Origin of the sequence: Streptomyces sp. NPDC021100, from assembly GCF_044333095.1 — a bacterium.
Lineage (GTDB): Bacteria > Actinomycetota > Actinomycetes > Streptomycetales > Streptomycetaceae > Streptomyces.
In genome coordinates this window covers 78,894-97,352 of the sequence record NZ_JBIRQH010000022.1, presented here as the reverse complement: position 1 = coordinate 97,352, position 18,459 = coordinate 78,894, and the positions used below count along the sequence as shown (strand labels likewise).

Sequence of the window (18,459 nt, the reverse complement as noted above, 5' to 3'; positions counted from 1 at the left end):
ACCCGCCACAGTGGTGCGGCCCGCCGTCTGCCACAAGCGCAGATCCGTCAGGGCAGCCCTGCGGGACGCGCATACCGGCCGGGCATACTGGGCGCCATGGACCTGACGGTGTGGCGGACGTTCGTGACGGTATGCCGGCTGGGATCGCTGTCGGCGGCGGCGGCCGAACTGCACCACACGCAGTCGGCCGTCTCCCGGCAGATCGCCGGACTGGAGCGGCACCTCGGCGTGCCGCTTGTGGAACGCCACGCGCGAGGAGTGCGGCCGACGCCGGCCGGCGAGGCGTTCCGCCACCACGCCCAGGCCACGCTCCACGAGGCCGAACGCGCTGTCCGCGCCGCGCGGGATGCCGTTGACGGGGCACCCGCCCGGCCACTGGCCATCGGCGCGACCCCGTCGCTCGCCGCCGGGATCGTCCCCGAGGCCGTCCGGTCTCTGCTGCGGCGGACCGGAACCCTCCGGTGGAACCTGCTCCCGGGCCTCACCGCTGCGCTGCACCAGCGCGTGGCCGGCGGTGAGCTCGACGTCGCCGTCGTCACCGACGCACCGCCCGGGCTGCCGCGCGACCCGCGCGTCGCGCGCCATTTCCTCGGACTCGACGCCATGGCCGTGGCCCTGCCCGTGGACCACCCACTGGCCGCGAACGGCCCGGTGCACCTGGGGGAGTTGGCGGGCGAGACCTGGGTCGAGGACAACGACGGCTCGGCCGCGCTCCTGCGCCGGTATGCCGACCGCGCCGGATTCGACGCCCGCGTCGGCCTCACCGCCGCCGATCTGCCGGGAAAGCTGGCCCTTGTCGCGACCGGCCACGCCATCGCCCTGATCCCCGGCCTGCTGGCACGCGCCCTGCGCACCGACGTGACCACGGTGGACCTGCTCGACCCCCCGACCCGCGGGATCTACACGATCGCACCTCGCCGCGGCCTCCACCCCTCCGCGCCGCTCCTGCTCGACGAGCTGGCGACGGCCTTCGGGTCCACCGGCCCGGCGGACCCTGTGCGGCGGGGCGGCCGTGCGTAGAGTCCCCGTCCACGGAAACGGCGTGTGGGGCAGGACGGTTCAGACGGGGCGCATCCTGAGGCCCCTTCGGTCCGACGGCCAACCGTCCGACGACCGACGCCCGCCCTCCGCCGCCGGTTCGAGAAAGGTGAGCCGGAATCCCGGCCAGCCGGACGGGTGCAGCACCCGGGCGACGACGTCGACCGTGCGCGGCGCGAAGCGGGGGACGCCGCTCAGGCGGAACACGTGGCCGTCGCGGCGGGCGACGACGACCGGACCGTCGTCCCAGATCCGCCGGCACACGGGGTCGGCGAGGGCCGTGCGCAGCAGTTCCGCGAGCTCGGGGTGGGCCGGGTACTGGGCCATGGCGTAGCGCAGCATCGCGAGGTACGCCCGCCCGTGCCGCGGCCAGTCGGCCAGTCGCTCGCGGGCCTCGGGGGAGAGCAGCCCCCAGCGGATGAGGTTCGCCCCGGGGCGCCGGACCCACGGGAACCACTCGGCCATGGCCTCGTTGTGGGCGAGGACGTTCCACGCGTTGTCGGTCAGGTAGGCGGGGCATTCCGGCCGCCGGCCGAGCAGGCGCCGCAGTGGTGCCAGGTCGGCGTCCGCGGGCGACACGGCGGGGAAGAGCTCGCCGCCGGCGGCGTGGAGGAAGAGGGCCGCCCGCTCGTCCGCGCAGAGGCGGAGGGCGTCCGACAGGGCGGCGAGCGTCCGGGCGTCCATGCGCGGGGTGGCGCCGCGTTCGAGGTCCCGGTACCAGCGCTCGCTCATGCCGATCCGCGCGGCGACGTCCACCTGCGGCAGCGGCCGGCCCAGCCCCTGCCGGAGCCCCACCCGCGCCCGCCAGGCCCGCAGGAGCACCGCGAGCCCCACCTCGTCGTCCGGCCACCGCCCGTGACCGGTCCGGTCGGTGGAGGTGGTGCGCTGCATGGATACGGGCCCCCGCTCTGACTGCTTCCCGGCGCGGCGGCCCGCAGGGGCCGGCCCGCGATGTGCGCGGTCGCCGCGGGTCGGAGCCCCCGCGCAAGGGTATCCGCGGCGGCCGGCCCCCGACGACCGGACCCGGCCCGCTCATACGGCGCCGTGGTACGCGAGCCCCAGGACGAGGGCGGCCGCAGCGGTGACCAGGAACACGATCCCGCCCACGATGTCGCGCGAACCCACCCGCAGGTGGGCGATGATCGCGCCAATGAAGTACAGCACGAGACCGGATGCGGCGAGGGTCCCCAGCAGCGGCACGGCGAGCCCCGCCAGCAGCCCGACCGTGCCCGCCGCCGGCAACAGGCCCAGGACCGGTACGTACTTGCGGGGTATTCCCCTCATGTCCGCCTGGGACGTGGGGTATTCGTGGCCGATCAGGTACGTGACGGCGGCGGCGCCGTTGAAGACCGCGCCCAGGACGGTGACCCCGCGGCGATGCCCTGCGGCTCCGTGTGCCTTCCAGGCCTGCGGTCCGGAATCGGCCGCGTCGAAGTCGGCCGGACCAGGGCGGTTCCGCAGCCGGTCACGGCGGAGTGAGCGGGGGAGTGAAGGAGGTTCGTTCGCCGCCCTTCTGAACAGAGGACCGGCGCGGTGGTGCCGGCTCCGGGGAAACCGGAGGGGAAGCGTACGAAGCCGTGCGTTCCGATCGTGCCGGATCAGTCGGCTCCGCGCCATCCCGCCCGGGTGGAGACGCTCCGGCGACTGACGGCCCCGCCCTCACGCGCCCCCTTCCGCGACCTCCGCCAGGAACGGGACGATCGCGTCGACGAAGTGCTCGTTCCGGTCGCCGGCCACCATGTGCCCCGCGCCGGCGACATCGACGCGCCGGGCCCGGGGAACCGCGTCGCAGAACTGCTCGGCGATATCCGCGCGCACCACGTCGCTCAGCCCGCCGCGGACGAGCAGGATCGGTACGCCGGACCGGCGCGCGGCCGCGAGGAGGCGGTCGGCCAAGCCGGGCGGGTCCATCCGGCCCTCGAAGCTCTCCGGCATCCGGGGGTCCCAGTGCCAGAACCAGCGGTCGCCGTGGCGCCGCAGGTTCTTCCGCATGCCCTCGGGGTCGTCCGGGCGCGGGCGGTGCGGCAAGTGGGCGGAGACCGCCGCGGCCGCCTCCCCGAGGCCGGCGAAGCCGTCCGGCCGGCCGCGCATGAACTCGGCGATCCGGCGCGCGCCGCGCGGGTCGGGCCGGTGGGCGACGTCGACGAGCACCAGAGCGCGTACGTCCGCCCGGGGCGCCTCCCCGGCGGCGAGCAGCGAACTCAGGCCGCCGAGCGAGGCCCCGACGAGCACCGGCCGGTCGCCGAGTGCGGTGACGAGCGCCCGGACGTCCTCGGCGAACAGGCCGAGGCCGTAGTCGCCGTCGGGCGACCATCCGCTGGTGCCGTGCCCGCGCAGGTCCGGGGCGACGACCCGCCACCCCAGAGCGGCCAGTCGGGGGCCGGCCCGGCGCCAGGCGTGCCGCGTCTGGCCGCCGCCGTGGAGCAGGACGAGAGGCGGCGCGGACGCCTCGCCCCACACGTCCGCGGCGAGCCGGACCCCGCCGCCGCCCACGAAACTCCGGGGACGCGGCCGGGCACCGGCCGTCACGCCGTGCCCCCGACGCGCAGCGGTTCCAGGAACCGGTCGCGGTGGGGTGCCGCGGCCGCCGCGGCGAGCGCGACGTCCAGCGCGAACACGGCGCGCGCGAAGAACCGGTCGTCGTCGATCAGGCCGGCGACCCACTGGTGCAGAGCGCCCACCGACGAGGTGGCGACGGCGGCGGCCAGCGCGTCCGTGTCGACGTCGGTGCGCAGGAGACCCCGGTCCCGCGCGTCCGCCATCGCCTGGCGGAGCCGGATGAGCGGGCCGCGACGGAAGACGAGGCCGCTCGCCTCCCACTCGCGCACCATGCGGCGCGAGACGACCGGGTCGCCCACGAACAGCCGGACGGTCGCCTCCACGACCTGCCGCGGGTCGACGGCTCCACCGGAGGCTCCCCGCGCCGACGCCGCCAGGCGGCGCTCGAGCCGGTCCATGAAGCCGGCGGCGAGCGCCTCCCAGATCTTGTCGCGCGGCCCGATCAGGTTGTAGACGGTGGCCGGGGCGACCCCCGCCCGCCGGGCGATCCGCTCGGCGCTGATCATCGATTCCGGGTTCTCCCGCAGGAGTTCGCGCGTGGCGTCGAGGATCCGGGTGCGCCGCTGGGCCTTCTGCCGCTCTCGCAGCCCCTTTTCGACCGGTTGCACACGCCTCACGCCCTTCCGGAAACTTGGAGACCTCTCCAAGTTTCGGAGGGGTCCCCGAAGGCGGTCAAGAGCCGAGCGGAAGCTTCCTGATGCCGGCGCGTGGACCCCTGCCGACCAACCACTGCGCCATTCACGGGAGATGACCGGTACGGGCGGCGCGACGAGGTCCCTGCCGATCTCCACGGCCGGCGACCGCGGTCGCGTCGGGGCCCCGATCGAAGGACCGGGGCGGTGGGGAACGGTCGTCAGCACGTCATGGTCCGGGCGTGACCTCCCGCGCATCCGCCGGGTCACGGCGACCGGTTCGCCGGGCCGACGCCCGGCCACCCTGCCGGGGTACGAACCGGCGGCGGACGCCGCTCCACCGCCCCGGCGGGCATCGTGAGGGTCAGCGGGACGCGAGGTCGGCGAAGAACGCGGCCGCGGTGCCCAGGACGAGGAGCTGAAACGCGCCGGCGACGGGACGCCGGAGCGCGAGGAGACCGCCGCCCGTGACCACCGCGCCACCGGCCAGGACCCACACCGCCTGGCGCGCGACCCCCGGCGCCTCCCGCGAGCCGGGAGTGGCGTAACCGTCCGCCCACGCGGTGATCCCGTAGCCGTAGAAGAGCCAGGCCATCACCAACAGGTCCAGGAGCAGCAGTGCCAGGCTGAGCCCGACCTCCTGTCCGATCGACGGTCTGGCGCGCCTCGCCTCTCCCGTCACCGTGTGCTTCGTCGCTCCGCTCATGCGGCACAGTCTGCCGATTCCGCAGGGCCCGGGCCTGAGTACGGGTACTCAGGCCCGTACGGCGACAGCACGGGCGCGAGGGCCGGCCGCAGGCCGGGGTTCGACGACCTCGTACGCGATGGCGCGTGCCGGCACCCCGGCGCGCGGCAGGCCTCGCGTGCGGCGCGCGTGAACGGCAGCGGGCCGCACAGGAAGGCGCCCGCACACCCCCGTCCACCCCGCCAGGCGCCCCGGACGGCGGCCGCCGCGTCCTCCGGGGCGGCCGCGCCGCCGAGCGTCACCACCCGCTCCCGTACGGAGACCGTCACCGCTGCCGGCCGCCGGGTACGTCTTCCTCGCCGGTCCCGGCGTGGCGGCCGACTTCTCGTACACCGTCCGCCCGGACGGCACGGTGGACTACGACGCGTCCTGCGACCGGTTCCTGAGCGGACGCGGCACGGGGACGCTCGTCGTGGGCGGGTTCCCGGTGGTGCTGAGCGCGGCCGGTGCCGACAGCGACCTCCTCGGCCTCGAAGGACTGCCGGACCCGGCGCCCCGGCCGCCCCGCGAACTGGCCGCCGTCCTCGTACCGGCGAAGGGCTACCAGCCACGCACCACGTACGGCGTGTGCAGCGGCTTCCGCCTCGGGCGCGACGGCACGCCGGCCGCCCATCCGGCGGGCGCCCGCTCCTACCGCGCCGGGAACGACGGCCCGCGAGCCGCGGCCGACGGTCCGCCGGTCACCCTGACCGTCCGGATCGCCCGGGCGGTGCCCGGCGGTCCGCCGCCGCGCGGCAGCGTGACGTTCACGGCCGGTGGGCAGTCCCTCGGCACGGTCCTCGTGGACGGGGTCGGCCTGGCGAGCCTGCGCACGGCGACCGTGCCGGCGGGCGCCCGGGAGATCGTCGTCGCGTACGAGGGGGACGACGCGCACCGTCCGTGCACGACGACGCTCCGGCTCCCGGAGGGGGCCCGACCGGCGAGCCCCTTCTGGGGCCGCTCGTCTTCCCGAGGTGCCGGGAGCGTCAACTGCAGCTCGAGTACGGGTTGTTGTCGGTGGTGCTCACGCCGCCGTAGGAGAAGTTCCATGTCGAGGTCTGGCCGGAGCACGAGTGTCCGTTGGCGGTGAAGTTCCAGGTGCCCTTGTATTCGCGGGTGTTCGACACGCCGGTCACCGGAATGTACCCGGCGTCGAACCAATACGTGCCGTTGTTCAGCACCGGTTTGTTCTGGTTCACGGCGTAGTTGGAGCTGGATCTCACCACGACCTGGCCGAAGCTCCAGTTGTTGACGTAGTTGGTGTTCCACAGGTTGACCTCGGTGTAGGCGCCGCCGCAGTTCCATCCGAGGTAGAACTGCCCGATGGTCTGCGAGCCCGCCTTGATGCTCTGGATGGCCCCGAGCACCTGGCCGTTCGAGGGGCAGCTCGCCGCGTGGGCGGATCCGGTCCCGAGGGTGGTGAACGTGAGGCCGGCCGCGGCGACGGCGAGGGCGACCGAGGCCGTACGTATACGGGAAGGCATCCGCATGATTCCCCCTGAGGTCATTGAACCGACCGACCCGTGCTTGGCATGCTCATGCTCCCATCGGGTTCGTGGCCGACCTAGGGCCGTTCCCGGCCATTCGTTCAGCGAACGGATCTTTCGCCAAGAGAGCGCCGCCGGGCCTGGGAAAGACCGGGCTTCGCCGTGCGGATCAACCTTTAACCGCAGTGGCGAAACGGCGCATGCAGGGACGTTCCACGAAGGTGGAGAGCAACCAGGAGAGGAGCAAGGTGATGGCGAGTGCCATGGCGGTGCGAGCCGGGATGCCCAGGGCGCGGCCGAGGTAGTGGTCGACTGTCAGGAGCACGGTGAAGTGTGTGAGGCGGATGGCGTAGGAGAGCTCGCCGAGCCGCACCATGACCGGAGAGCGCAGGTACGGGGAACGGTCGGTGACGTCCGTGGCCGCCACCGACACCGGAAGGAGCGCGAGCGGCAGCACCGTGACGGCGGCGAGGTGGAACGGTGAGGGAAGCAGCGCGCGGCCCGCGGCAAGGGCGCCGAGAACAGGTGAAAGTGCGGGCAGGCTGCCGACCGGGCGAAGGACGCGCCCGTCGGATCGCAGAGGGATCCTGGCCAGGATCATGCCGAGCACGAACCCCGGAAGACGGCCGACCGGCCACAGATACACCAGCGCCACCGGTTCAGCGCCCGTGTCGTCCGCGGTCGGCTTTGACACCCTGCAGCTCAGCGTCGCTTCACCACCGGCGTATGAGCGTGAGGCGCTCCTGGTCGCGGCCGAGCACTTCGCCTTCCGCCCGACAACATCCGGCAGGGCAGCGCGCCGTACACGCCGGCTGCCTATGCCGAGCAGATCACCAGTGCCCACCGCTGGGACTTGTGGTGGGATTGACCGCCTCCCAGGGGCCGTGATCCCGGCCTTGGTCGTAGACGATTCCGCGTACGAGGCTGTCCGCAATTCCGTTCGTGTGGTGCGGTCAGTCGTGGAGCTTGTGCAGCCACAGCCCCACGCCTACGCCGTTGCCTGTGAGGACGCACACGTGGTTGTCGAACTTGCCCCGGTCCGCGTTTACGGCGTTGGTGCCCGCCTTGTTGCAGTTGTCGTAAGTCCAGTACCAGGTTTGGTACTCCCAGCAGGGGACCGTGTTGTTGTTGTCGGAGCAGCTCGGCGCGGGCTCATTGTCCAGTGGCCGCGCCGGAGCGGCGGCCGCCGCCGGAGGGTGGCTTCCGGCGGCCGCATGGGCTGTCGTCGTGCTGACGCCGAGGCCGCTGATCACAGCGGCTGCGGATGCCGTACAGGCTGCCACGCGTGCCCAGATTCTCATCGTTTCGCCCCTTCTCCCGGCTCCCGTCCACGGCAGGAACCCGTACCTCTCAGACCCCAAACGGGGACCTTGCCGTGGCTACCCAGAGGAAACGTTCCCGTACTCCCGTCATGCCTGCGGATTCACACAATCGTGGCGGAACCGGGTGTGGTCACGTACCGGATCGTCACCACCGGCCCGCTCGGGAACGCCGACGCGGCCGCGCCTTCGGCAGGCAACCGGCGGGCCGGCATCCGGCGCGACCTGGCGTTGTGCGGGGCAACGGGGGGGCGGCGAAGAGCGCTCCGGGAGGGAGTCCGAGCGGCTGGACGAGCACGGCGGGCTGAAGCGGCCGTGACACCGCGACCGCAGGGACTGTGCTGGTGCCGGTTCGCCGGCGCACGCTGGTGCTGTGCGCCGCGCGGCCTCTCTTGGGCCCGTACCTCGCCCGTCAGGGGCCGTGGTCCGTCCTGGCGAGAGCGAAGACGGCGAGATCCCGTACACCGGCCCGTCCGGCCGCGAGATCGCACCGAGGGCGGCGCTCGGCATGCGGAACAGAACCGGCGGTGCCCGCCTCGCCACCCTGGTCGGAGAACTCTCCGTCCGGGAAGCGGACTTCTGCCGCCGGCGGGCGGGGCATGACGCACGGACGCCGAGCGCCGGCCGCGCACACCGGTCGTCCGACGGTCGGACGCGGGCGTCCGTCGCCGCGCGGTGTGGCGGACCCGCGGCCCCGAGCGTGCCCCTCGGATGCTCGACAGGCGGGAACACCACCCCCGGTGGGGTCTGTGCGCAGGTCGAGACGGGTGCCAGGGTGAAGGGACGACGGTCCCGAGGCGTCTGGATCGGAACGTGCGAGTCCCTTTGACAGCCGGTCCACTGGAGATCCGGATCTCCCAGATCCTGGAACCGGCCGGCGCACGCCCTACAACGTGGGCGACTCCTACGAGATCACCAGCGCCTCGACGCGGCGCTGCTGGAGCGGGCGGCACGCACCGCCGTGGACGAGGCCGGGTCGCTGGGCGCACGGTTCGTGACGGATCCCGACGGGACGCCGGTGCAGGAACTGCGGCCCGCCGCGTGGGAGTTCGAGGTCCTCGACATGACCGGGAGCCCGGACCCGGACGGGCGGGCGGTGGCCTGGATGCGTGCCGATCCGGCCCGGACGGTCGACCTCACCACCGGCCCGCTGCTCGGTGCCGCCCTGATCAAGGTGCCGTCCGACCGCCACCTCTGGTACCGCCGGGTCCACCACATCGTGGCGGACGGATACGGCCAGGCCGCCCTGGCCCGCGGGACGGCCGCTCTCTACAACGCGCTGCTGAGCGGGAGCGCGGCGGAACCGCATCCCTTCGAGCCCGTCACGGCCCCGATCGAGCACGACCGGGCGTACGCGGCCGGCCGCACATACCGTTCGGACCGGGAGTTCTGGGCGGCGGAGGCGGCGGCCCGGCCGGCCGCGGGACGGCTCCACGCGGAGACGTCGCCCGCGTCCGCGGCCCTGCACGCCCGTCATCGGCTGCCGGCGTCCGCGGTCGCCGCGGTCGGGGAGCAGAGCGAGCGGCTGGGAATCCCCCCGGCGCACTTCCTGATCGCGGCCACCGCCCGGTACCTGCGGCAGGTCACCGGGGCGGACGAGGTGACCTTCGGCTGTTCCGTGGACGGGCGGCCCACCCGTGTGCCGCGCGGCGTGGTCGCGCCGCCGGCGAACATCCTGCCCGTGCGGGTGGCCGTGGAGCCGGACGCCTCGGTGAGGGACGTCTGTCTGCGGGCGGACGGCCGGATCAGGCAGGCGATGCGTCACCACCGGTACCGCTACGAGGAGTTCCGGCGCGCCCTGACCGCCGTCGCGGGTCCGGCGGTCCCGTTCGGCGTCGGACCGTTGGTCAACGTCGTGAACCTCGACCGCGACCTGCGCTTCGGCACGGCCGGGGGCTCGGTGCGCACGCTGGTCACCGGTCCCGTCCCGGACCTCAGCCTGTTCTTCGACGTGGGGTCGCCGGGCGAGGGGACGACCGTGTGCGTGGAGGCCAATCCGGCCGCCTACTCGCCCGAGCAGGCCGACCGCCACGCCGCGGACCTCGGCCGCCTCGTCGCGGAGCCGGCCGTGGCCGACCCCGGGGCACCCGTGCCCGTTCCCGCCCGCCGGTCCGGCTGAGGGCCGGGCGCCCGGGGCGGACGGCTCCCCGCCGTCATCCCCGGCGCCGGGCGTCCGGCGGGCCGGCGCTCGCGAGCACGCGGCACTCGTCCCCGGGCAGCGCCCCGCCCGCGGTGTCGTCGCGCGACCGCCCGATGAGGAATCCGGCCTGGAAGCGGCTCTTGGCGCCGAGCGCCTTCATGACCTCGGCGACGTGGCGCTGGCAACTGCGTACCGACATGCCCAGCCGCCGCGCGATGGACTTGTCCTCCAGCCCCTCGGCCAGCATGGCGACGATCGCTTCCTGGATCTCGCCCGAGATGCGGACGGCCGACGCGGTGTCGAAGGCGAGCGGGAAGGGCGAGGCGCCGCGCCAGGCCCAGTCGAAGAAGCCCCGCATGCTGTGGATGAGATGGGGCTCGCGTACGAGCAGGGCCGCTCGCGGGTCGTCCGGTACACCGAGCACCGCCGTCTGCTGGTCGAAGATCAGCATGCGGCAGAAGCCCTCGGACTGGGTGCGCACCTCCGCCCCCAGCCTCGTCACGTGCTGCACATGGGCGATCGTCGGCTGGTGGTAGCGGGCGGGGTGCTGGTACAGCGTGCGCATGGCGACGCCGCGCGCGAGCATGCGGCGGTCCCGCTCCTGCGCCGCCCCCAGCGTCTCGGGGCAACGCCCGCCGCCGGGCTGCGCGGTGAGGACCTCCTCGCGACAGGTGAGGGTCAGCTCCTCGATGATCTCCTGGACCACGTGCGGGTCGGTGACCAGTTCCACGGGCGCGGTCGCGGAGTTGCGCGCGCGGCGCGACTCGTAGGCGGGGAGTAACGCGTCGAACATCCACCGGAACCGCTCGATCTCCTCCTGCTGGTGCTGGATCCGGCGTTCCATCGGACGCAGCAGCCGGTTGGCGGCCACCGTCGGGGGCACGACGGTGAGGCGGTCCGGCACCCCCTGGGGGTGGCACAGCAGCCGCAGGCCCAGGAGTTCCTTGACGGCCCGCTCCGCGTCGTCGGGGTCGAGGCCCGCCTCCGCGAGATCCGCGATGCCGAATACGGTCCGGTCCGCCGCGAATGCGAAAACGTCCAGAGCTTCCCGGCTCAGATCCATTTCACCGAGTGAGTGCGAGGTATTCATGACCCCCCTGCGGTATTCGAGATGTCCACCGATCGCGGTCAGCCTAGAGGCGACCGGTCAACAACCGGTCAACAGCGAGCAGACGGAGTCGTCCCCATGGCGGTGAGGGAGCGGGAGAGCCGCGGAGAAGGGGTGGCGGACAACAGCGGGAAGGCCGACGGGAAGTGGCCGGCGGGCCGGTCCGGACGTGACGGGCTCCTGGGCCGGAACCGGGATTTCCGGCAATTGTGGTACGCCGAGACCACGGGGAAGTCCGGTGCCGCGGTCACCGGCGTGCTGCTGCCGCCGGTCGCCGTCTCCGCCCTGCACGCCGGCACCTCGAGGTGAGCCTGCTCACCGCCGCGACCTGGGTGCCCTGGCTCGTCATCGGCCTGCCGGCCGGGGTCCGGGTGGACCGGCTGCCGCGCAGGGCGGTCATGCTGACCGGCGACGCCGTCTCCTGCGCGGTGTTCGCGGCCGTCCCGCCGGCCCACCGGTTCGGCGCGCTCGACGTGGGCGGGCTGCTGCCGGCCGCCCTGCTCGCCGGCACCGCCGCGGTCTTCTTCCAGACCGCGTACACCGCTTACCTTCCCGGCATCGTCGGCGCGGCGGACCAGGCCGAGGGCAACGCGAAGCTGCACGGCAGCGCCTCGGCGGCGCAGCTCGCCGGCACCGCCGCCGGCGGGCTGATCGCCCAGGTCCTCGGCGTGGTCGACAGCATGCCGACCACCGCGGCGACCTTCCTCGTGTCGTTCGTGTGCGTGTCCCGGATCCGGCACCGCGAGCCGCCGGCACCCGTGGTGGTACGGGCGCGGGGCGCCCTCTTCAAGGAGGTCGGCGAGGGCGTGCGGCTGGTGGCGCGCGACCCCTACCTGCGGAGCCTCACCCTCTTCGGAGCCGCCTCGAACCTGTTCTTGGGCGGATGCCAGACGCTGCTCGTGGTCTTCCTGGTACGCGACGTCGGCATGAGCGGGACGGGAGTGGGGGTACTGGTGGCGATCGGCGGGGCGGGCGGTGTCCTGGGAGCACTTGTGGTGCGCGGGGGAGTGGCCCGCTTCGGGACCGCACGGGCGCTGCTGGCGTTCGAGCTCGGCGTGCCGGCGCTCGCTCCGCTCATGGAGCTCACCACCCGGGACGCCGGGCTGGCCTTCTTCGCCGCGGGCTACGCGTGCGCCTCGGTCGGCGTCGTGGCCGGCAACGTCATCAAGGCGGGCTTCCACCAGGCCTCCTGCCCGGCCGGGGTGCTCGGCAGGGTCTCCGCCTGCTCGTCGTTCTCAACTACGGGACCCTGCCGCTGGGCGCGCTGCTCGCCGGCGGGCTGGGCACCTGGCTCGGGGTGCGCCCGACGCTGTGGCCGATGACCGCGGGCATCCCGCTGACCGCGCTGATCCTGCTGTGCTCGCCCCTCCGCACCCGCCGCGACCTGCCGGCACGAGGGGAGACGGCGGGCCCGGCCGGGCGCTCCTTGTGACCGCGATCGCCCCTTTTCGCCCCCCTCATTTATGCGACAGGCGTGAACACCAGCCCCGAACACCCTTGGTGAGCACGCTTTTCGGATGACAGCGTGAATGCCGTCGGCCCGTGAAACACAACCGGTCTCCGCATCCGGCGACCGCGTGCGGTGCTCCGGTCCGACGCCCGAGTCCGACGGCGCGCCGGCCGAGTCCGACGGTGCGACGCCCGAATCCGACGGTGCGGCGGCCGGAAAGACGGTACGCCGGCCGGAAAAGGAATCCACCCCCGTTCCGGAAGCACGAGGAAATCCCCATGCTCCTGCGCCGAAACCCGACCGTCGTGCACCACGGCCCGAACGGTGGGGGTGACACCGGATGGGGTGACGCTCGGGACCCGGTGGCATTCGAGGAAGTCCGTCAGCGACCACACGACGGGACACGCACCACGATGAGGGAATCTCTCTCCTGGACCATCGAGGCCGGAAAACCGGCCACGACCCGGGTCCCGCACTTCGCGGACGCCGCCGAGGCGTGCGCCTGGCTCGCCTCGGTCCACACCGAACTGCGCGCGGCACTGCACCGGCACGGCGCGCTCTACCTCCGCGGCCTGCCCGTGCACGACGTCGACGACTTCGCGCGGGTACGGGACGTCCTCGTCCCGCCGCGCACGCCCTACCGCGAGAAGGCCACCCCGCGCAGCAGCTACGGCAACGACGTCTGCTCCTCGACCGACCTGCCGCCGAACCAGCCGATCCGCATGCACAACGAGAACAGCTACACCCTCACCTTTCCCGGTCTGCTGCTGTTCGCCTGCCTGACGGCCCCCGAGGAGGGCGGGGCCACACCGGTCGCCGACTGCCGCGAGGTGCTGCGCCGCCTCCCCGCCGACCTGGTCGCCCGGATGCGCGCCGCCGGCTGGGTGCTGTCCCGCACCTACTCGCAACACATCTCGCTCGACTGGCGCACGGCGTTCGGCACCGAGAACCGCGAGGACGTCGAGAAATACTGTGCGGACAACCTCGTCTCCTGCGTATGGGACGCCTCCGGCGCACTGCGCACCCGGCAGCTGCGGCCCGGCGTCATCCGGCACCCCGGGACGGGCGAGGAAGTCTGGTTCAACCATATGGCCTTCTGGAACTCGTGGTCGCTGGACGAGGATCTCCGGGAGGCGCTGCTCGACGAGTTCGGCCCGGACAGCCTGCCGTTCGAGACCGCCCTCGCCGACGGGAAGCCCCTGAGCCGCGAGGACATCGAGACGATCAACGCAGCCTACGAGGCCGCGACGATGCGCCGGACCTGGCAGCCCGGCGACGTCCTGCTCGTCGACAACATCCTGGCCACGCACGGCCGCGACCCCTTCCGGGGCGACCGGCGCATCGTCGTCGCCATGGGCGACCCGGTCGGGCTCGACGCCTGCTGGCCCACCGTGGCCCCCGCCGCACGCGAGGAGCAGGCCGCGTGACCGGCGTTCCCGTAGGTCCCCACAGCCCCGAGCCGGCCGTCTCCCCGGCCGCGGCGTACGGCCCGCCCACGCCCGTCGACCTTCTGACGCGCTTCCGGCAGGCCGTGGCGAACGACCCGTCCGGGACCGCCGTCCACGACCATGGCAGCCACCTGACCTTCGCCGAACTCGACCGGCGCACCGCCGCGACGGCGGCCGCGCTGACCGGGCTGGGCGTCACCCCCGGCGACCGGGTCGGCGTCGTCCTGCCCCGGGACGCGGACCTCGTCGTCGCGCTGCTCGCCGTCCGGCGGGCGGGCGCGGCGTACGTCCCGGTCGACCCCGCGTACCCGCGGGAGCGACGGCACGGCATGGTGCGCGACGCCGGAGTCCGGGTCCTGCTGACCACCGACGGCCGCGCGTGGCCGAACGGCGTGCGCACCGTCGAGCCCGGCGGGGTCACGGCCGACGCGGACGGCCGGATCGCAGCCGACGCGGACGGGCACCCGTCACGCAGATCCGCTCGGTACGGCCGCGGGGACCCTACGCGCTGCTCGGCTGGTCCTTCGGCGGGCTGGTGGCCCACGAGATGGCCGTGCGGCTCCAGGAGGAAGGCCAGGAGGTCTCCTCCCTCGTGCTGATGGACAGCTTCCCGCCGGCCGGCGCCGGCCCCGCCGGGGGAGAGGCGGACGAGGACGTGCTCCGGCAGGCGCTTTTCGCCTCGCTGGGACACCGGCCGGACGCCGCCGACCCCGACGGGCCGTTCGCGCTGCTCGTCGAGCGGGGCCTCGCCGCCATGGTCCGGGTGTTCGCCCACCACGGCGCCCTCCAGGACGGCTTCGAGCTCCGGACCTTCGAGGGCGACGTGCTGCTCTTCGAGGCCACCGAGGGCAAGGCCGCGGGTGCCCCCGGAGCCGACGCCTGGCGGCCGTACGGCACGGGCCGGATCGACGTCACCCCCGTCCAGGGCGAACACGGCGAGCTGACCCGCCCCGACCGGCTCGCCCACATAGGGCCGGTCCTCGCCGACCGGCTGGCCGGAGGCCGGCGGACACCCGCACGCGGGTGACAAGACCGGCGCGGTCCCGCCCGGGTACCCCCATGATCGGGGCGGGGCCGCGTCATGGCGTCAGGACGTCGCGGCGTCAGGACGTTACGGCGTGACGGCGGTGCGGCTTCACGGCGTTACCGCGTCGCGCCGTAACGCCGTAACGCCGTCAGGACGTCATGCCGTCAGGACGGCACGCCGTCACGGCGGTGCGGCTTCGCGCCGTCACAGCGTCCGCCGGCGCGGCCAGCCGCATCTCCCGGTACAGGTCCGCGGCGCGTGCCAGATGGCCGTCCGCCTCCGCGGTCCGACCCACGGCCCGCAGGGCCTCGCCGAGCGCCTGCCGGCTGCCCGCCATGAGCTGGTGTTCCTGGGTGAGCCGGGCCACGGCCACGGCCTCCCGGGCGTGACCGACGGCGGCCTCGGCCTCCCCGGCCGCCAGCAGGGCCCTGGCCAGCTGGAAGCGGCACTCCGCCTCGTTGCGGACGTGGTCGCTGGCCCGGGCCCGCTCCAGGGCCCGCCGGTAGAGGCGGGCGGCCGCCGCGTGGTCACCGCCGTACAACAGGCTCTCCGCCTCCGTCATGATCACCCTGATCAGCCACTTCACGTCCTCGCCGCGGGTGAAGACACCGGCCAGCTCCCGGCACCGCGCTCCGATGGCGGCCAGGTCCACGTGCCGGCCGGGGTCCTGGACCTCGACCTGGAGCAGGACGGTGCCGCGCCGCGCGACCAGGGACCGGTCACCGGTGGACGCCGCCAGCGCCACCGACCGTCGCGCGTGGCCACGGGCCGACGCGAAGTCCCCCAACTGCACGTCGATTTGGGCCAGCATGGCGAGGGCGAAGAGCACCACGAGGAAGGGCCGCGGGCCGTCGGCCGGCCGGGGCGCGGCACCGAAGATCTCCACCGCCTTCAGCAGGTGTTCCCGGGAGCGGCGCAGGGAACCGGGGGACAGGTGTTTCTTGAGGGCGGTTCCCGCCGCGTAGTACGCCATGCCGACCACGCTCTCCCCGCAGTGGGCCAGGGCGGCCGGGACCAGCGCGGTGGCCGCCCGCGCCAGCCGGCCCAGGGGCAGTACCTCCTCGAAGCAGGGCACGAGGACCAGCACGTCGACGGCCAGGGCCACCGACTCCGCGTCGCCGCTGACCGCCGCCTGCTCGACGACGGCGGTGAGCTCGGGCAGCACGCGGCGGATCCACAGCATCGCCTCGCGCCCGCTGCCGACCTGCACGCCCACGGTCCGGCGCGGGTGCAGGTCGGCGGTCAGCGGGCCGGCCAGCGGCTGGGAGGCCACGACGGCCGCCACCACCCCGGCGCACAGGAAGTCCACCGCGTTGCGCACCGTTTCGCGGCGTTCGGATGCGGACAGCCCGGTGCGGGCCTTCTCCCGCGCGTACGCCCCGACCAGGTCGTGGAAGTGGTACCGGCCCGGCGCGCCCGCCTCCAGGAGCGCGGCGTCGACCAGCGCCTCCAGCGTGCGCTCCGCGTCCTGCTCCGGTACCCGGAGGACCGCCGCGGCCGCCTGGACGCCGAACTCGGAGAAGTGCGGGATGGACAGGGCCAGGAGCGCTCCGGCGTGCGGGGCGGAAAGCTGTGCGAACGACATCTCGAACACCGCCTCGACCGTCGTATCGCCCACCCGCAACTCCCTGAGCAGCCGGGCCTGGTCCGAGACCCGCTCCAGCAGCGCGGCGACGCTCCACGCGGGACGTGCCGCCAGCCGCGCGCCCGCCGCCCGCAGCGCGAGCGGCAGGGTGCCGCAGGTCGCCGCCAGCGCCGCGACGGCCTCCGGCTCCTCCTCGATCCGCCGGGCCCCCGCGATCCTGCCGAGGAGTTCCACGGCTTCGTCTGCGCCCAGCCCCTTCAGCGGCACGGTGACCGTCGCCGGCATCGCGGTCAGGGAACGGCCCGTGACGAGCACGGCGCACCGGCCCGCGCCCGGCAGCAGCGGTTCGACCTGCGCCGCCGTCGTGGCGTTGTCGAGCACGACCAGGACGGCCCGCCGCGAGAGCAGGGTGCGGAAGAGCGCCGCGCGATCGGCCAAGGACACCGGTATCCGCTCGCCGGGCACGCCCAGCGCCGTCAGGAAACCCGCCAGGATCCCGGCCGGTTCGCCCGGCGTGCCGTCGGGGGCGCGCAGGCTCGCGTACAACTGCCCGTCCGGGTAGGACCCGGCGACCGCGTGCGCGGCCCGCAGGGCCAGGGCCGTCTTGCCGACTCCGCCCATGCCCGTGATGACGGCCACGGCGTGCGGGCCGCCCGCGGTCAGCGCGGCGACCAGTGCGGCCACCTGCTCGTGACGTCCTGTGAAGTCTGAGGGGATCGGCGGCAGTTGGGCCGGCTCCCGCGTCCCGGAAGCGTCCGGCGGCGCGGCGGCGCCCCCGCCCCCGCCGCCGGCCGTCGGCAGGAGGAGAGTCCGGTCTCCCGCCAGGATCGCGGCGTGCAGCCCGCGCAGGGCGGGGCCGGTGTCGATGCCCAGGTCGTCGGCGAGCACCCGGCGGGCGCGGTCGTACGCCGACAGCGCTTCGGCGCCGCGCCCCGACCGGTACAGGGCCAGCATCAGCGCACCGTGCAGTTGCTCCCGGTACGGGTACGCCTTGAGGGCCTGCTCGATGTCGGGCACCGCCTCCGCATGACGTCCGCACGCCAGCAGCAGCTCCAGGCGCAGCTCCAGCGCGGACGCGCGCTGCTCGCCCAGCGCGCGGCGCCAGTCCTGTGCGAACGGCCCGGGCAGTCCGGCCAGCGCGGGGCCCTGCCACATCCCGAGCGCCTCCTCGAGACAGGCGCTCGCCGCCTCGGGGGCGCCCGCCTCGGCGTGGCGCCGGGCCTGCGCGGTGAGCCGGCCGAAGCGCACGGCGTCCACCTGCTCCCCGGGCAGCCGGAGCACGTACCCGTCGGCCGCGGTCGCGATGAGCGCGTCCCGCCCCTCGCCGCCCCCCGGCTCCGCGCCCTCCTCGCGCTCCAGGTGCGTGCGCAGCCGGTGGACGTAGTTGACGACGACCCGCCGGGCGGAGGCCGGCGGGTCGTCGTCGTAGAGGCCGTTGACCAGTTCGTCGACCGTCACCATCGACCCCGCGCTCAGCGCCAGCGCCGCCAGTACGGCCTGCGGCCCGGGAGCGCCGGGCCGGCTGGCGTCCCCCCGGGCCGAGACGTACCGGACGGGCCCCAGTAAACGGATGCGAACCGCCCCGCCCACCGGCACCTCTGACCTCTTCACCCGCACGTCCCCCGTACGCCGACCTTCCGAATCCTGTGGATCTTCTGCCGGGTGATCATAGGCTGACGGCCGGCCGAAGTCAGAGCCCGTGTGCCCGCACCTGTACAAGGCCCCCACCTGTACGGATCAGGTATCGGGCGGCGTCGGGGCGGCAGATGGAGGAGTCCGGGTTCACGACCCGGGACGAGGCCGGCACGTGGTCGACGGACATCTGCGACGAGAAGAAGAGCGCTCCCCCCGGGTGAACGGCGGCCGGCCACGGGCGGCGTTCCCGCCGGCACCCCGTCGGGTCGTCGAGGAGCGACGGGATCGCCGTGCTTCCGGCGTACGG

General features: G+C 74.2%; 18 protein-coding genes. 8 read left to right on the top strand and 10 right to left on the bottom strand.

Annotation, left to right across the window (positions count from 1 at the left end; genetic code table 11):
- Positions 1-96 precede the first annotated feature (96 nt).
- Positions 97-1,020, top strand: a complete 924-nt coding sequence (locus ACH4PU_RS30065; RefSeq protein ID WP_398278884.1) for a LysR family transcriptional regulator — start codon at positions 97-99, stop codon at positions 1,018-1,020.
- A gap of 39 nt (positions 1,021-1,059) precedes the next feature.
- Here ACH4PU_RS30065 and ACH4PU_RS30060 read toward each other — a convergent pair whose 3' ends face one another.
- The 5 genes from ACH4PU_RS30060 to ACH4PU_RS30040 all read right to left on the bottom strand — a co-directional run bounded on the left by ACH4PU_RS30060 (position 1,060) and on the right by ACH4PU_RS30040 (position 4,935).
- Positions 1,060-1,929 (bottom strand): helix-turn-helix transcriptional regulator, encoded by an 870-nt coding sequence (locus ACH4PU_RS30060; RefSeq protein WP_398278881.1) that lies wholly within the window; start codon positions 1,927-1,929, stop codon positions 1,060-1,062.
- Positions 1,930-2,070: 141 nt separating this feature from the next.
- Entirely contained in the window at positions 2,071-2,397 is a 327-nt protein-coding gene (locus ACH4PU_RS30055; RefSeq protein WP_398278974.1) for a DoxX family protein, read from the bottom strand.
- A gap of 300 nt (positions 2,398-2,697) precedes the next feature.
- On the bottom strand, positions 2,698-3,567 hold the full coding sequence (locus tag ACH4PU_RS30050) for an alpha/beta fold hydrolase (protein ID WP_398278878.1): 870 nt from the start codon (positions 3,565-3,567) through the stop codon (positions 2,698-2,700).
- The gene (locus tag ACH4PU_RS30045; RefSeq protein ID WP_398278875.1) at positions 3,564-4,205 is read right to left on the bottom strand and encodes a TetR/AcrR family transcriptional regulator; all 642 of its coding nucleotides are present in this window, start codon (positions 4,203-4,205) and stop codon (positions 3,564-3,566) included. The genes ACH4PU_RS30050 and ACH4PU_RS30045 overlap by 4 nt, the downstream gene beginning before the upstream one ends.
- Before the next feature lie 388 nt (positions 4,206-4,593).
- Entirely contained in the window at positions 4,594-4,935 is a 342-nt protein-coding gene (locus tag ACH4PU_RS30040; RefSeq protein ID WP_398278872.1) for a hypothetical protein, read from the bottom strand.
- 349 nt (positions 4,936-5,284) lie between these two features.
- Between ACH4PU_RS30040 and ACH4PU_RS30035 the strand changes: the two genes are divergently transcribed.
- The gene (locus ACH4PU_RS30035) at positions 5,285-6,043 is read left to right on the top strand and encodes an Ig-like domain-containing protein (protein WP_398278869.1); all 759 of its coding nucleotides are present in this window, start codon (positions 5,285-5,287) and stop codon (positions 6,041-6,043) included.
- On the opposite strand, the gene ACH4PU_RS30030 is transcribed toward ACH4PU_RS30035, so the two are convergent.
- The 3 genes from ACH4PU_RS30030 to ACH4PU_RS30020 all read right to left on the bottom strand — a co-directional run bounded on the left by ACH4PU_RS30030 (position 5,940) and on the right by ACH4PU_RS30020 (position 7,741).
- A complete protein-coding gene (locus ACH4PU_RS30030) occupies positions 5,940-6,437 on the bottom strand; it encodes a hypothetical protein (protein WP_398278866.1) in 498 nt (165 codons plus the stop codon). The genes ACH4PU_RS30035 and ACH4PU_RS30030 overlap by 104 nt on opposite strands.
- Before the next feature lie 172 nt (positions 6,438-6,609).
- Complete coding sequence (locus ACH4PU_RS30025; protein WP_398278863.1) at positions 6,610-7,134, bottom strand: acyltransferase family protein; 525 nt, start codon at positions 7,132-7,134, stop codon at positions 6,610-6,612.
- Positions 7,135-7,393: 259 nt separating this feature from the next.
- A complete protein-coding gene (locus ACH4PU_RS30020; protein ID WP_398278860.1) occupies positions 7,394-7,741 on the bottom strand; it encodes a hypothetical protein in 348 nt (115 codons plus the stop codon).
- A 979-nt stretch (positions 7,742-8,720) separates the two neighbouring features.
- Here ACH4PU_RS30020 and ACH4PU_RS30015 point away from each other — a divergent pair.
- Entirely contained in the window at positions 8,721-9,878 is a 1,158-nt protein-coding gene (locus tag ACH4PU_RS30015) for a condensation domain-containing protein (RefSeq protein WP_398278857.1), read from the top strand.
- Positions 9,879-9,912: 34 nt separating this feature from the next.
- On the opposite strand, the gene ACH4PU_RS30010 is transcribed toward ACH4PU_RS30015, so the two are convergent.
- Complete coding sequence (locus tag ACH4PU_RS30010; protein ID WP_398278854.1) at positions 9,913-10,962, bottom strand: LuxR C-terminal-related transcriptional regulator; 1,050 nt, start codon at positions 10,960-10,962, stop codon at positions 9,913-9,915.
- Between the two features lie 123 nt (positions 10,963-11,085).
- Here ACH4PU_RS30010 and ACH4PU_RS30005 point away from each other — a divergent pair, with 123 nt between their 5' ends.
- From ACH4PU_RS30005 to ACH4PU_RS29985, 5 genes are all read left to right on the top strand, one after another.
- Positions 11,086-11,316, top strand: coding sequence for a hypothetical protein (locus ACH4PU_RS30005; RefSeq protein ID WP_398278851.1), 231 nt, complete (start codon positions 11,086-11,088; stop codon positions 11,314-11,316).
- Complete coding sequence (locus ACH4PU_RS30000) at positions 11,313-12,329, top strand: MFS transporter (protein ID WP_398278848.1); 1,017 nt, start codon at positions 11,313-11,315, stop codon at positions 12,327-12,329. Before ACH4PU_RS30005 ends, ACH4PU_RS30000 begins: the two co-directional genes overlap by 4 nt.
- Before the next feature lie 541 nt (positions 12,330-12,870).
- Positions 12,871-13,884, top strand: a complete 1,014-nt coding sequence (locus tag ACH4PU_RS29995) for a TauD/TfdA family dioxygenase (protein ID WP_398278845.1) — start codon at positions 12,871-12,873, stop codon at positions 13,882-13,884.
- Complete coding sequence (locus tag ACH4PU_RS29990; RefSeq protein ID WP_398278842.1) at positions 13,881-14,504, top strand: AMP-binding protein; 624 nt, start codon at positions 13,881-13,883, stop codon at positions 14,502-14,504. Before ACH4PU_RS29995 ends, ACH4PU_RS29990 begins: the two co-directional genes overlap by 4 nt.
- Positions 14,414-14,932: a thioesterase domain-containing protein gene (locus ACH4PU_RS29985; protein WP_398278971.1), complete on the top strand. Its 519-nt coding sequence runs from the start codon at positions 14,414-14,416 to the stop codon at positions 14,930-14,932. The genes ACH4PU_RS29990 and ACH4PU_RS29985 overlap by 91 nt, the downstream gene beginning before the upstream one ends.
- Positions 14,933-15,080: 148 nt before the next feature.
- Here the strand turns inward: ACH4PU_RS29985 and ACH4PU_RS29980 are convergent, their stop codons facing one another.
- Positions 15,081-18,128: an AfsR/SARP family transcriptional regulator gene (locus ACH4PU_RS29980; RefSeq protein WP_398278839.1), complete on the bottom strand. Its 3,048-nt coding sequence runs from the start codon at positions 18,126-18,128 to the stop codon at positions 15,081-15,083.
- Between the last annotated feature and the right edge of the window lie 331 nt (positions 18,129-18,459).

Bases quoted from the DNA above. Each gene is read 5' to 3' on its own strand.
- ACH4PU_RS30020 (WP_398278860.1), bottom strand. From the start codon at position 7,741: ATGAGAATCTGGGCACGCGTGGCAGCCTGTACGGCATCCGCAGCCGCT.
- ACH4PU_RS30030 (WP_398278866.1), bottom strand. From the start codon at position 6,437: ATGCCTTCCCGTATACGTACGGCCTCGGTCGCCCTCGCCGTCGCCGCG.
- ACH4PU_RS29995 (WP_398278845.1), top strand. From the start codon at position 12,871: ATGAGGGAATCTCTCTCCTGGACCATCGAGGCCGGAAAACCGGCCACG.
- ACH4PU_RS30040 (WP_398278872.1), bottom strand. From the start codon at position 4,935: ATGAGCGGAGCGACGAAGCACACGGTGACGGGAGAGGCGAGGCGCGCC.
- ACH4PU_RS30005 (WP_398278851.1), top strand. From the start codon at position 11,086: ATGGCGGTGAGGGAGCGGGAGAGCCGCGGAGAAGGGGTGGCGGACAAC.
- ACH4PU_RS30010 (WP_398278854.1), bottom strand. From the start codon at position 10,962: ATGGATCTGAGCCGGGAAGCTCTGGACGTTTTCGCATTCGCGGCGGAC.
- ACH4PU_RS30065 (WP_398278884.1), top strand. From the start codon at position 97: ATGGACCTGACGGTGTGGCGGACGTTCGTGACGGTATGCCGGCTGGGA.
- ACH4PU_RS30060 (WP_398278881.1), bottom strand. From the start codon at position 1,929: ATGCAGCGCACCACCTCCACCGACCGGACCGGTCACGGGCGGTGGCCG.